The sequence below is a fragment of the Patescibacteria group bacterium genome (genome assembly GCA_004297735.1).
Taxonomy (GTDB): Bacteria; Patescibacteriota; Saccharimonadia; order UBA4664; family SCTI01; genus SCTI01.
The window spans coordinates 246,949-260,364 of the sequence record SCTI01000002.1; the positions used below are offsets into that span (position 1 = coordinate 246,949).

13 protein-coding genes are annotated in these 13,416 nt (G+C 51.9%); 2 read left to right on the forward strand and 11 right to left on the reverse strand.

Annotated elements, in window-relative coordinates; genetic code table 11:
- Positions 1–155 precede the first annotated feature (155 nt).
- The 9 genes from EPO04_02975 to EPO04_03015 all read right to left on the reverse strand — a co-directional run bounded on the left by EPO04_02975 (position 156) and on the right by EPO04_03015 (position 10,874).
- Positions 156–1,109, reverse strand: a complete 954-nt coding sequence (locus EPO04_02975) for a helix-turn-helix domain-containing protein (protein ID TAK89044.1) — start codon at positions 1,107–1,109, stop codon at positions 156–158.
- Complete coding sequence (locus EPO04_02980) at positions 1,090–3,213, reverse strand: DNA translocase FtsK (protein ID TAK89045.1); 2,124 nt, start codon at positions 3,211–3,213, stop codon at positions 1,090–1,092. Before EPO04_02980 ends, EPO04_02975 begins: the two co-directional genes overlap by 20 nt.
- A 63-nt stretch (positions 3,214–3,276) precedes the next feature.
- Complete coding sequence (locus EPO04_02985) at positions 3,277–5,229, reverse strand: ribonuclease J (protein ID TAK89046.1); 1,953 nt, start codon at positions 5,227–5,229, stop codon at positions 3,277–3,279.
- 6 nt (positions 5,230–5,235) lie between these two features.
- A complete protein-coding gene (locus tag EPO04_02990) occupies positions 5,236–5,808 on the reverse strand; it encodes a uracil-DNA glycosylase (GenBank protein TAK89047.1) in 573 nt (190 codons plus the stop codon).
- Positions 5,795–7,927 carry a polyribonucleotide nucleotidyltransferase gene (locus EPO04_02995; GenBank protein ID TAK89048.1) on the reverse strand — a complete coding sequence of 711 codons (2,133 nt, stop codon included), beginning with the start codon at positions 7,925–7,927 and terminating at the stop codon, positions 5,795–5,797. Before EPO04_02995 ends, EPO04_02990 begins: the two co-directional genes overlap by 14 nt.
- Before the next feature lie 156 nt (positions 7,928–8,083).
- Positions 8,084–8,350: a 30S ribosomal protein S15 gene (locus EPO04_03000; protein TAK89049.1), complete on the reverse strand. Its 267-nt coding sequence runs from the start codon at positions 8,348–8,350 to the stop codon at positions 8,084–8,086.
- A gap of 41 nt (positions 8,351–8,391) precedes the next feature.
- A complete protein-coding gene (locus tag EPO04_03005; GenBank protein TAK89050.1) occupies positions 8,392–8,697 on the reverse strand; it encodes a hypothetical protein in 306 nt (101 codons plus the stop codon).
- 117 nt (positions 8,698–8,814) lie between these two features.
- The gene (gene truB / locus EPO04_03010) at positions 8,815–9,525 is read right to left on the reverse strand and encodes a tRNA pseudouridine(55) synthase TruB (GenBank protein ID TAK89051.1); all 711 of its coding nucleotides are present in this window, start codon (positions 9,523–9,525) and stop codon (positions 8,815–8,817) included.
- Complete coding sequence (locus EPO04_03015) at positions 9,501–10,874, reverse strand: hypothetical protein (GenBank protein ID TAK89052.1); 1,374 nt, start codon at positions 10,872–10,874, stop codon at positions 9,501–9,503. The genes truB and EPO04_03015 overlap by 25 nt, the downstream gene beginning before the upstream one ends.
- A gap of 130 nt (positions 10,875–11,004) precedes the next feature.
- On the opposite strand from EPO04_03015, the gene EPO04_03020 reads away from it, so the two are divergent.
- On the forward strand, positions 11,005–11,367 hold the full coding sequence (locus EPO04_03020) for a 30S ribosomal protein S20 (protein TAK89053.1): 363 nt from the start codon (positions 11,005–11,007) through the stop codon (positions 11,365–11,367).
- A 27-nt stretch (positions 11,368–11,394) separates the two neighbouring features.
- Positions 11,395–11,589, forward strand: coding sequence for a hypothetical protein (locus tag EPO04_03025; GenBank protein TAK89054.1), 195 nt, complete (start codon positions 11,395–11,397; stop codon positions 11,587–11,589).
- Here EPO04_03025 and holA read toward each other — a convergent pair.
- Both holA and mutM read right to left on the reverse strand, forming a co-directional pair.
- A complete protein-coding gene (gene holA / locus EPO04_03030; GenBank protein TAK89055.1) occupies positions 11,540–12,514 on the reverse strand; it encodes a DNA polymerase III subunit delta in 975 nt (324 codons plus the stop codon). The genes EPO04_03025 and holA overlap by 50 nt on opposite strands.
- Complete coding sequence (mutM, locus tag EPO04_03035; protein TAK89056.1) at positions 12,511–13,401, reverse strand: bifunctional DNA-formamidopyrimidine glycosylase/DNA-(apurinic or apyrimidinic site) lyase; 891 nt, start codon at positions 13,399–13,401, stop codon at positions 12,511–12,513. Before mutM ends, holA begins: the two co-directional genes overlap by 4 nt.
- Between the last annotated feature and the right edge of the window lie 15 nt (positions 13,402–13,416).

Below are 13,416 nucleotides of genomic sequence, written 5' to 3' on the forward strand. Positions count from 1 at the left end.
ATTATTAAATTATTCTTTACTTTATTAGGAAGACCGGATGGGATGCGCCCCAGCACCAACGACGCATCCCGGTTTTGGAAGCTCAATGTCTGTGTTTGCCCCGGTCTGTATTAAGGTTAACCGAACAAAAAGCGAACGTCAAGCTATTTATGCTTTTAGCGAAACTCGGTATCGCGAGCAAACTCCAAATTGTTGCGTGACTGCCCGAGCTGCCCAATTGCCCCCAGGTTTACCGCGGCACTTAAAGTATTACTGACGCTTAACTGAGTGGCGCCGGCATTGCTGGTTGAAACAATAATTTTATTGGTGGCACGAAAGTTTTGAACCGTACCCGGCAACATGGTGCCCTGAAAAACCTGCTTACCATCGGACCTGACGGTCACCGAGGTGGTAGCATCCTTAATCTTGATACTAACCGCCACCCCGTCAAAAGTACCGGCCGGTAAATTAGTGGAGGCGTCTGCGGCCGGCACGCGTGCCAAAATGTTACGAGTAATCGTGCTGGTCTTACCAAGCTGGTTTTTGGCGGTAACACGAATAACATTAACCCCCTCTTGCAGCGCAATCGGGCTCTCAAAGTTACCTTGAGCGTCACTTAAAATTGGCGTGTCATTAATAAAAACATTGGCCCCGCCATCAACCTGGCCCTTAACTGTTAGCAAGCTGCCATATAAAACCTCATCCTTAACCGGCGAGGACAGCTGTAGCTTTGGTGGCGCGGTTAAAGCACTGAACTGCCAAAAAAAGTAGCCAACCACCATTAGGACTACCAGGGTAATAACGGCCAAGGTGATTTTGCGGGGCGAAATGGTTGAACCCAAACTAATGCTACCCATTGGATGCCCCAACTGGGGTTGGTGCTGGCCTAGTTCCTCTTGGTATCGTTCAACCAGCGGCTGGCTGTCAATTTCGAGTAGCTCGGCATAGCTCTGAATAAAGCCTTTGGTGTAGGCCAGATGCGGCAGGGTTTGGTAATCACCTTGTTCTAGCGCGGTCAGGTATTTGCCACGAATACGAGTGGCTTGCTCAACCTCGGCTAGCGATAGGCCTTTATCGGTTCGGGCCTGGCGCAGGATCTCGCCGAGCGGCTTAGCCTTCCGACTCGTCATCGTCGGATCCTTCGGTCTCACTTAAGCTAGAGACTAGAACCTGTCGTGGGCGGGCGCCATCGGCGGGGCCAACTATCCCCCGCTCCTCCAACAGGTCAAGCAAACGGGCGGCGCGAGCGTAACCCACCCGCAAGCGGCGCTGTAGCAACGACGCCGACGCCTTGCCGGTGCGAATAACCGTCTCGGCGGCATCCTGGAATAGATCGTCATCGGCATCGCCCAAGTCGCCGGCACCATGGTGGCCACCGCCAACGTTAACCGGCTGGGCCAGCACCTCTTCGTTATAAAGTGGCTGGCGAGCCTGGCGCAAGTAGTCGGTTACCGGCTTGGTCTCTTTTTCTTCGGTAAATATGCCTTGGATACGACGCGGCTTAGGCGTGTCGGCGCTACTAAACATCATATCGCCCCGCCCGAGCAACTTTTCGGCTCCACCGGCATCAAGAATGGTGCGAGAATCAACATTTGAGGCCACACGGAAGGCAATTCGGGCCGGAATGTTGGCCTTGATCAAACCGGTAATTACGTTAACACTTGGTCGCTGAGTGGCCAGCACCAAATGAATTCCTGCAGCGCGAGCCAACTGGGCCAAACGTACGATTAAAGCCTCAACCTCGGCTCCAGCCAGCATCATCAGGTCGGCCATCTCATCAATCACGATAACGATATAAGGCATGCTCTCTTCTTGCTTAATCGAGTTGTACTCAGCGATGTTGCGCTTGCCAACCTCGGCAAAGGTTTTTAAGCGGCGCTCCATCTCGGCCACCGCCCACTTAAGCGCCGAGATAGTTTTTTCTGGCTCAACAATAACCGGGGTGAGCAGATGTGGAATGTCATTGTATAGATTCAACTCCACTCGCTTTGGGTCGACCAAGATCAGTTTAAGCTGGGCCGGCGAGTTACGGTACAGCAAGGTGGTTAACAAGGTGTTAATCATGACCGACTTACCTGCTCCGGTGGCACCAGCGATCAAAAGGTGTGGCATGGTGGCTAAATCGGCCATAGCGGTGGCACCGGCGACATCCTGGCCCAGGATTATGTTTAGCGGTGAGGTGGTAGATTTATACTCTGGCGTGTCCATTAGCTGGCGCAGACGAACGGTGGCAATCGATGGGTTGGGCAGCTCAACACCAACCGCACCTTTACCCGGAATTGGTGCCTCAACTCGAATTGCAGGAGCGGCCAAGGCTAGTGCCAGGTTGTGTTCGAGGCCGGTAATTTTGGTTAGCTTAACACCGCTGGCCGGCTTCATGGTGTATTGAGTAACCGTAGGGCCAACGTTGACCTCGCCCATGGCCACATCCACCCCAAAGCTAGCTAGAGTATTTTGAATGATGGCGGCGTTCTCTTTTACGTTACCGGCATCAGGATTAGAAGAGCTTTTGCTAAGCAAGTCGAGCGATGGTGGAACCCAATCGGGGTCATCAACGCTGGTGAGGGCGACCAATTCCTTAACCTTTTCTTTCTTGGATCCCTTTGAGCCACTACCAACGTTTAAGGCACCCTTAATCTCTAGGGTCGGGACTCCAGCCGGCTGGTTGATGGTAATTTCCTCTTGTGGCTCCGGACGCTTAAACAAGCTCATAATCTTAGCGATCAGGGCGCTCAAGCGAGTGTTGGTGGCGATTACTACCGCGATAATTAATAGCGCGGTTAAAACTATGGTTGAGGCGGGTACATTCAGAACCGTCAAAAAGGCCGATGATACTCCGAGGCCAACCATGCCTCCCCCGTCACCATCGCTAGCAAAGGTGGGGGCTTGAGCCTGTGGGATGCCAATGTGGAACAAGCCACTTAAAATCACGATAAAACCAATGAATCCAAGGTAGTTGTAAAAATGCAGCTCATATTTGGCGGGCTGGAACAGCATAAAGGCCAGCAGTAAAAGTACCGGCGCTAGTAAAAAGGCGCTGTAACCAATTAGCCACCGTAGACCTTCAAACAGACTGGTGGCAAGTACACCGCCAAAGTTAAAGGTAGCGAACAGTAAAATAATTGCTATCGCCACCAATAAAATGGCGATAATTTCGCGTGCTACCCCCTCGCTCAGCTGAGGCTTGAGACTGAGGCTTGGTACCGACTTTTTTTTGCTTTTACGTCGCGCCATACTCCTGATAGTATAGCGCTTACTCCAAGAGTTGTATAGCAATCGCTTTCGTTTTAACCAGGCTTATTGCTGGGGTGCACCCGAAGGCTGATTTTTAGAAGAGCGTGAATCAACCTCGTGTACCACCGGCAGAACCATTGGGCTACGCTTGGTTTTAGCGTAAAGCAGATCGGACACCTCATCGCGCAGCTGGAGCTTAAAGCGCTGCCAGTCAGCTGGACGGCCCTTATCGCGGCGTTCAAACGACTTGCGAATTTCTTGGCGCATGCGGCCAATTAGCTCCTCGCTCTCCTTCATATGAACAAAGCCGCGCGAAATGATATCGGGGCTGCCAAGTAAGCGGCCGCTGCGCTTATCGACCACCGCCACTACCACTACCATGCCGTCGGAACCCAGGGTCATGCGATCGCGCAAGACCAAGTTTTCGACATCGCCGACACCGGCACCGTCAACAAACACTACGCCCGATGGTACGCGCTCCTTGCACTCAGCCTTATCGGCGGTTAGTTCTAGTACGTCGCCAATATCAAGAACAAAAATGTTCTCTTTCTTAACGCCATTTTCAATCCCAACCTCGGCGTGGCGAGTTTGCATTGCAAAGGTACCGTGAATTGGCATCAAGAACTTGGGGCGGATAATCGAGATTAGCTCACCAATATCATCACGGAAGGCGTGACCCGATGTATGCAGCATACCCGAACCGTCAATCGCCTGCGTGCCAGCCTGGTAAACCTTGGCACCCTCACGCATCAGCTGATCAACCAAATCTCCAACCTGAACGATGTTTCCACCAATTGGGTTAGAGGTCAGAATCACGGTGTCATTGGACTTAATCTTAACGTGTGGATGGTCACCGGTGGCCATCCGGCTAAGCGCGGCGTTAACCTCACCTTGCGAGCCGGTACACAAAATAACCATTTTATCGCCTTCTTGCTTTACGCCATCCTGCACCCTGGTAATCATCCCTGGCGGAACCTTGATGTAGCCAAGTTTGACGCCCAGCTCAACGTTGGCCAGCATGCTTCGCCCAACAAAGGCCAGCTTGCGGCCAGCCTTTTCGGCGGCGTTAATGATTAGCTGAACGCGGTTTACCGAGCTAGCAAAGGTCGAGATGATAATGCGGCCGTTGGCGCGATCAAAAAGATCATCAAAGGTCGGAGCAATTAAGTGCTCTTCGGGAGTCTGGCCGGCACGAGCGGCGTTGGTACTATCACCAAGTAGCAGTAATACACCTTCGTCGCCAATCTCGCGCAAGCGATCAATATCCATTGGCGGCCCAATGATTGGATTGGGCTCAAAGCGCCAGTCTCCGGTATCGATAACCGTACCGACTGGGGTCCGAATTACCACTGCGGTGGCGTCAGGAATTGAGTGTCCGACCCGAACCAGCTCAATGTTAAAGGCGCCGATCTGGACTCGTTCGTGCTTATCGGGATCCATAATCGTAAAACGAGGCTGGACCTGGAGCTTAAACTCCTCAATCTGCTTTTCGAGCATAGCAATGGTGAACCGTGAGCCGTAAATTGGGGCCGGTAGCTTGGGTAGTAAATAGCCAGCACCACCGATGTGGTCCATGTGACCGTGGGTAATAATTACACCCTTAATCTTGTGCTTATTCTTTTCTAAGTAAGTAATGTCAGGAATTAGGTGGTCAACGCCTGGCTGATTCTCATCGGCAAACTTGGAGCCAACGTCCAATACGATGATGTCATCACCATACTCTAACGCGGTCATATTTTTACCGATTTCACCAAGACCACCGAGCGACATAACTCGCAAACGGGTCTGGCTATCAGCCTGGTTAGCCACACGGGACTTAACCTGGGTGCGCTGCTCGCCCGAAGCACCGTTAAACTGTGATTTGTTAACCGGTATTGCCGGCTGGTTCATCAAGCGGACGGCCATGGGGTTGGCCTGCTGCTGTCGCCGACGATTTTTAGCCGAACCATTGCCATTTGGACGACGACGTTGATCGCCGGCCGTCTTGGGTTGCGGCTTAGATGTTTCTTTATCCATATTAATTTAAACCTTTTTTAGTAGTTGTGGAATAACGCTAAAATCTTGCAATAACGTCTGTCTCATCCCGCCGTTATAGAGGGCGGCAGCTGGGTGATAAAGTGGCAGGTAAACCTTGCCATCTTTACGGAACGCTCGGCCGTGGGCCTGGCTTATCCTCAGCTCAGGTAGGAACACGTTCATCGAGTGCCTACCTAAGAAGACGATCAATTTGGGCTGAATGATATCCAGTTGCTGCTTGAGATATGGCATAAAGGCCTGGATCTCTTGGGGCAACGGATCACGGTTACCGGGAGGGCGGTATTTGACGATGTTGGTAATGTACACCTTACTGCGCTCAAGTTCAATGCTTGCCAACATCTCATCGAGGAACTTGCCGGCAGCGCCAACAAAGGGGCGACCCAGCTCATCCTCCTTGGCACCGGGTGCCTCGCCAATAAAGACCACCTCGGCATCTAAGCTGCCCTCCCCCATTACCAGCTGCTTGGCACCAGCCGCTAAATCAGGAGTAACTCCCGACGAAACTATCTCTTCCGCCATGGCGCCGAGTCGCTCAGCTTTGGTCTTAGTTTTGGGCATGCTCCTTTACCGCTTTCATACTTAAGTTTAATCGGCCCTGGGTATCAATTTCCATCAATTTAACCTGAACCTCATCACCCTCCTTTAGCACGTCTGAAACCTTTTCGATGCGCTTATCGGCGATCTGAGAAATGTGAACCAGACCGTCTTTTCCAGGTAGAACTTCGACAAAGGCGCCAAATTCCATGATCTTAACCACCTTGCCGGTGTAGACCTTGCCAACCTCTGGCTTAGCGGTAATCTGCTCAATCCACTCGATAGCTTTTTTAGCAGCCTCGCCGTCGCTACTGGCAATCATGATTAAGCCGTCGTCATCAATATCAATCTCTACCCCAGTGGCATCAATAATCTTATTAATGGTTTCGCCGCCCTTACCAATAACCTCGCGGATCTGATCTGGCTCAATCTTGAGCTTAGAAATACGGGGGGCATGATCGGCTAATTCTGGTCGCGGCTTACTAATGATCTCCATCATCTTACCCATAATGTGAGCCCGCCCCTCTTTGGCCTGAGCCAAAGCTTGATCCATGATCTTGGCGGTAATACCCTTAACCTTAATGTCCATTTGCAGGGCGGTGATACCATCATCGGTACCGGCCACCTTAAAGTCCATATGCCCAGCAAAGTCTTCCGCGCCCTGAATGTCGCTTAAGATAACAAACTGATCGCCCTCGCCCTTAACCAGACCCATGGCAATACCGGCCACCGGCTTACTAATTGGCACTCCGGCATCCATTAGGCTGAGGGTTGAACCGCAAACGCTAGCCATCGAGGTAGAACCGTTCGAAGCCACTGCTTCCGACACGGTACGAATGGTGTACGGGAAGTCCTCAACCGGAGGTATAACCGGTAGCAGGGCGCGTTCAGCTAAGGCTCCATGACCAATCTCGCGGCGACCGGGGCTGCGCATTGGGCGAGTCTCACCGGTTGAATATGGAGGGAAGTTGTAATGATGCATGTAACGCTTGGTGGTATCTAGCTCCATGGTATCGAGGATCTGAGCATAGCTAGTCGAAGCCAGTGTGGTGATGTTAAGAATCTGGGTGCTCCCACGAGTAAACAAGCCCGAACCGTGACTGCGCGGAATCAAGCCAACCTGACCAGAAATCGGCCGAATCTCGGTTGAAGTACGCCCATCAGGGCGCGCCCCTTCCTCTAAAATGGCGCGGCGAACCTCGTTGTCGATAACTTGCTCAAAAGCCTGCTCGAGCTCATCGCTATCGTGCTGGCTGTCCTCACCGGCATAGGTGTCCATTAGCTCACGGCGGAGATTCTTAATAGCATCATGTCGCTGGTACTGATCTTGGTGACGAATTGCGGCACCAAGACGATCTTTAAGGAAATCCTGCACCAAAACCACTACCTCATGGCTGGGCTTGACCAGCTCAAACTCTTTAGCGGTTACACCAACCTCTTTAATTAGGCGCTCCTGCAACTCAATCACCGGCTGAATCGCCTGATGAGCCAGCTCAATCGCCTTAACCATGGTAGCTTCGTCAACCTCATTGGCGCCGGCCTCAACCATCATAATGGCCTCTTTGGTTCCAGCCACTACGAGGTCGAGCTGGCTGTCTTTCATCTGGTCGGCGGCTGGATAAGCTACCAGCTCACCGTCAATCAAACCAACTCGTACGCCGGCAACTGGACCCTCAAACGGCGCTCCCGACAGCATTAAAGCGGTCGAAATGGCGGCCATAGCGATAACATCGGGAGTGTGAACCAAATCGGCGCTTAAGACCGTGGCAATACCCTGGACATCATTACGGAAACCCTTGGGGAACAGCGGCCGAATTGGACGGTCAATCAGACGAGCGGTTAAGGTAGCAGCTTCGCTGGCACGACCCTCTCGCTTAATAAATCGACTACCGGATATCTTACCGGAAGCGTACATGCGCTCTTCGTAATCGATCATCAGCGGGAAGAAGTCGATACCAGGACGAGGGCTGTTTGATACCACCGCGGTACCAAGTACCATGGTGTCGCCATAGCGAACGGTCACAGCGCCATCGGCCAAAAAGGCCATGGTGCCGGTTTCAATACTTAATGTTTTGCCACAAAACTCGGTTTCGAGGCGAACGGTTTTACCACCAAACGGGTGAATAATTTTGGTAACTGACATACTCTCCTTTACGGAAACCATACGTGGTAGGGTTAAGATTCCAATGCCTGATTGGAGTCAAAGCTCTAACACGTAATGCCGTTGTTAGTTATAGCTGCGCGCTAGTGTGAGCGCAGTTAGGCGCTGCAGTTACTGAAGCACCCGGGTGCGATCAAACTAACGACGAAGGTTGAGTTTTTGGCGCAGGGCTTCATAGCGCCCAGCGTCGGTACGATGAAGGTAATCAAGCAAACGACGTCGCTTACCTACCATCTTTAAAAGACCTCGGCGAGAGTGTTCATCTTTTTTATGCACCTGAAGGTGCTTGGTGAGCTCTTGGATTTTTTGAGTAAAAATACTGATCTGAACCTCCGGTGAGCCGGTGTCCTTTTTATGAGTCTGGCTAGAGCCAATAATCTTCTTTTTTGCTTCGGTCTTTAACATAGTGCCTACACTCTAACAGATTAGAGTCGAAAATGCAATGCCTAAGCTCCAGATTGATTATCTGATCGTTTATTCTCTAGTCGAGCCAAGCGAAAGCCGTGCTCGCTCACCATTTGTTTAACTACGTGTAGATCCTCACGCGTAACCGCAATGTCGGTAAAAACGGTGTGAAACTTACGATTGGTGGCTGCGGTCAAGTTGTCGACGTCAACCTTAAGCTGGCCAAAACGCTCCTCGATTCGCTGATTGGTCAGCTCGAGGCGCTTGTGAGTTTCGGCAAAACGAGGCTCGACCACATCTACGACGCTGGTCTTGATTTGTTGGATGTCATTTGCTGTTAGTGCCATACGTTGTCCTTGTGGTTAATTGTATCGTACTGCCCTCACTGTCGTCTATGCTACCGAACAAAAGGTGAACAAACAAGTCTGTTTCTTCTGTTGGAGGGGGTATATAATGAGGTGATGTTAGGGCGATGGTTTCATTAAATGGGACGAAACAGCGGCCGGATTCACATCATCAAGCTTGATAGCCTGCTCGACGGTGTAATCGCCGATTGACAGCCGCCGGAGCGCGGTTAGGTATGCTCCTGTTCCTAGTTGTCGGCCAATATCTTCGGCCAGAGTTCGAATATAAGTTCCGCTTGAAACATTGGCACTTACCGCCAAGTTTGGGTAAGAAAAGTCCAGAATCTGCAAATCATGAATGGTAACCTGCCGTGACGGGATCTCAACCTTCTCGCCACGACGAGCCCTTTTATAAGCCGCTACGCCCTTGATCTTGATAGCGGAGTAGGCGGGCGGCGTCTGGGTGATCAAGCCGGTATGATGCGAGATTGCCTGGTCCAGCTCTGCAGGCGATGGCACGCGATCGGATACCGGGGTAAGCTCGCCCTCGGCGTCCCCAGTGGAGCTGTTTGCTCCAAGCTGGATGGTCGCGCGGTAACACTTGTCTAGCTTTAAAAATCGATCGGCCTGCTTGGTGGCGGCACCAATTAATACAATCATCAAACCGGTCGCCATCGGGTCGAGCGTACCAGCGTGGCCGGCTTTAGCTACTCCGCCCTCACGACGAAGGTGGCGGATTACGTCAAACGAGGTGATACCTTGCGGCTTATCAACCAGTAAAATTCCTGCTTGATCCGAGTGATTAGCTACCACGGTAAGCGGTTGGCAAATACTGGATTATTGGTTGGATTGGCTGAAACGTGGTGGGCAGCAGGTTGCGCGGCCGGATTATCCGGAGCGGCCTGATTGGTGACGGTTGGAGCGGGCTCGCTACCGTTAATCAACGGCTCGGGCTGCGAACTGGCCTGAACCAGCTCCTGGATTGCCTGGCTTACCGCCGCTGGCTCCGAGGGTGCCACTTCAGGGTCGGTAACTACCGGTGCCTCAGGGTCAATTGCGGTATCGGCCGGGGGGTGAATAATTTCTAGCTCTGGGGCGGGTTCAAAGGCAGCAGCCGGCTGAACCGGCTCAGGCAAAATCGGCTGGGCTGGTACCGTGGGGGCTACCGGCTCAGGAGTGGCTAAAATACGGGGCGGCTCAACCACCGGCTCTTCGGGGTTAACTGGCTGGGTTTGGCTAGCCATTTGGGGAGCGTCATGGACTGGAGCTTCAACTGGCTGAGCAATCGGCTTTGGCGACTGAATAGGCTGCTCGACCTTAGCTATAGGAGCCTGAACCGGCTGAGTCGGTTTTTGACTCCCCTGCTGAGCTCGAACCGAACCTTGCCCCTGCCTGGTGCGGCTATCGCTTTTATCGCCCTTATCCTGTCGATACAGGCCACGGACCACAGTTTGTTGATCGGCGCCCATTGCCATCATCTGGGCGGCAACAGTTAGCGCTTTGCTGGTGGTATGGGTAGCGGTAAACCGATCGGTACTGGCCATGATGCCGGCTAGTATGGTGGTGGCAATTGGCTGATCAATCAATCCAGTCTGAAGTGACTCAGACAAAGCTACCAGAATCTCGCCCAGACCGGCAGCGGTGGCGTCAATTAAGTTGACTGCGCCATACTGCTCGTTGCTACGGTGGTAGTCGATATTAACAATTGGGATATGCTGTAGAACCGCTTGGTTTTGCGCAAACACTTTATCGATGCGAGCATACGAGGCCACTCCCAGCACAACGATTAAGTCATAGTGGAAGTCGCCATAATCAAAACTTACATCTTGAGCCGAAAAGCCACCGGCAAACGGCGAAACGTAAATGTTGAGCTTACCATCCTCAACCATCCACTTAAGCGTATCGACCTCTCCCCGATCCAGGCCAATTCGTAAGATAAAATCACGCAAGCCATCAAGGTTTTGCTCTAAATAAGGGCGGGGTAGAAAACGGGCGCCAGCTGGAACCTCATCGCTAACAACGGTGGTAACCTTCTTGCCAAACTTGCGCAGCACAGCACCTAGCGCCACGGTTGATGCAACCTGGTCGATTGAGGGACGTTGGCCGGTTAAGATTAAAATGCTATCGGCCTGGCGGATCGCCTCAGAAGTCTGTTGTTTGGGGGTTAATTCTCTATCCATAGTGAAACTCACAAGATTACATATCTTATCAGATATAGGCCTTTTTGTCAACAGATATATTGTTCTTATGGTTGGGACACAAATCAACCTCTTTACAGGTCGATGTTTTTAGCGTATAGTTCTTCGAGTTATGCCAATTATTAAATCTGCAATGAAACGAGTACGACAGGCCGCCAAGCGGCGCAGTCGTAACCTGCAAATCAAGCGGGCGGTCCATCAGGACGTTCGTAGTCTTAAGGATGCAGTGGCAAGTGAAGACTCTAAACAGACCACCGAGGCTCTACGACAAGCAATTTCTGAGATTGACCGAGCGGTTAAAAAGGGTGTGCTCCACAAAAACACCGCGGCTCGGCGTAAATCGCAATTAACCAAGCTATCAAACACGGTTGCTAAGCCGGTAAAAGCCAAGGCAACTGCCAAGGCCAAGCCAAAGGCTACTGCAGCCGCCAAGCCGGCCGCCAAAAAGCCCGCTACCAAGAAAGCCGCTAAATAGCGGCTTTCTTTCTGATAAACTAAAGGCATGGCCCAAACCGAAGACACCTCCGTAATTATTCATCAGCAGTGCGAAGAGCTGATCGCCCAAGTTAAACAGTTTCGAGACTACGCCACCACGCCCAACAGCACTTGGTTGGCCAAGAGTGAGCTAAACCGTATTCAAGCCTTAATTAGCGAGATCGAGCAGGTTTTGCAGCGGATTGACTCACCTGCTTCATAAGGGCGGCCACGTCGGTAATTAAGCGCTCAATTAAAGCATCTGGCAAACCATCGCCGGTTTTAATCCGATACTCGGTTTCGACGGTCAGCAAAAAGGCCTGTTTTAGCTGCTGATCGCTAAATAAATGGCGCCGAGCCAACATTTTTTCGGCGACATATGGTGACATCCCCGCTTGCTTGGCTAGCTGAGGCGCGGTTACTCTTCCGGCCGACTTGGCAAGCAAGAGATTGCGCAGCTGCCAGGTAATCATACTTAAAATATATAATTGATTATGCCCATCGGCCCGCAGCGTATGGTAGCCTTCAAGCGCCTGACTTAAGCGGCCGGCCGTAACCGCCTCAATTAAGGCAAAGACGTTGTCGTCGGGACTAGACTCAACCATCGACTCAACCGACTCAACGGTTATTGCCGGGTTATACTGGCTGAGCTTGGTCAGCTCATTATCCAGTCGCCACTGGTCATCCCCTACGATCTCTAGCAATTTACCTAAAGCTGGTCGGCTTATAGTGGCGCCAAGCTGCTCAACCCGCTGACTCACCCATCGATGCAACTGGGCGGTGGCCAAGGGCTTAAACTCCACCGACTTAGTCGCCTGCGCCTGCATCACCTTGGTGTAGCTGGTTCGCTTGTCGAGTGATGGCTCGTAAAAAACCGCTACGGTGGTACTGGGTATATCATCCAGTAATTCCGGTACCTTTGGTGCTACCGACTTATTGCCACCCACACCCTCAATAATAGCTAGGCGACTGGCTGCTAAAAATGGAACCGCCTGCAATGACGCTCGTAGCTGAGCCATCGTAACGGTACGGCCATCAATACGCTCAATGCCTAAGTTGCTACCGGTCTTAGACTCGTACTGCGCCACAAGCTTAGCCAGCTGCTGCCGCGCCTCGTAGCTATTAGACCCGTAAAAAAACAAGATCATGGTCGCCAGCCCCGTGGTGGTTTTTGGCAGACCGTGCAGTAATGCGTCCCCCTGCCGGCCACTCGAGTTTTAATGATAACGGTGCCGCAGACTGGGCAGGTTAAGCCCTGGCGCCTAAAGACCCGAGCGTGATGCAAGTAATCGCCGGTGCCGCCAAGCGCATTAACGTAGTTGGTAAAACTGGTACCACCATGTTCAACCCCAAGAGCAATAATGGTCTTAATGGCCTCATAGAGGCGCTTAATCTGTACCGGCTTAAGGTCTGCGGCTAATGTAGCAGGATGAATTTTAGCTAAATGGAGCGACTCATCAGCATAAATATTACCCACACCAGCCACCACCGACTGGTCTAAAATCACCGCTTTAATGGGTGACTTTGGTCGTCGTGCAAGGGTTTGCGAGAAACCTTTTAGCTCAAACTTTTCGGTTAATGGCTCCGGACCAAGGCGAGCGATGAGCGTATCGTTTAACACCTCCGAATTGGGTACCAATTTTACCCAACCAAAGATGCGCTGGTCGTTGAAGTACAGGGTTGAGCCATCGTCTAGGCGGAAAATAATCTTGGTGCTTTTATCTGGGAGCTTATCGGCCATACTCCTGGTGGGATGTCCGCCGGCATGTCGGGCACCATCGGGGCCGACCAGTACAATTTGACCGGTCATTTTTAAGTGAAACAGCAGACTCCAGCCACTACTTAAACGCATAACTAGCACCTTGCCAAAGCGCTTAAACTCAACGATGTCTGAACCAATCGCGTGTTCATCAATTAATTCAGCGCTGGTCTGGAGCGACTTGGGGTGGAGTGATTCAACATCAACGATCCGCCGACCGATAACGGTCTGCTCAAGCCCACGACGAATTGTTTCAACTTCTGGCAACTCCGGCATGGGGCTATTATAGCT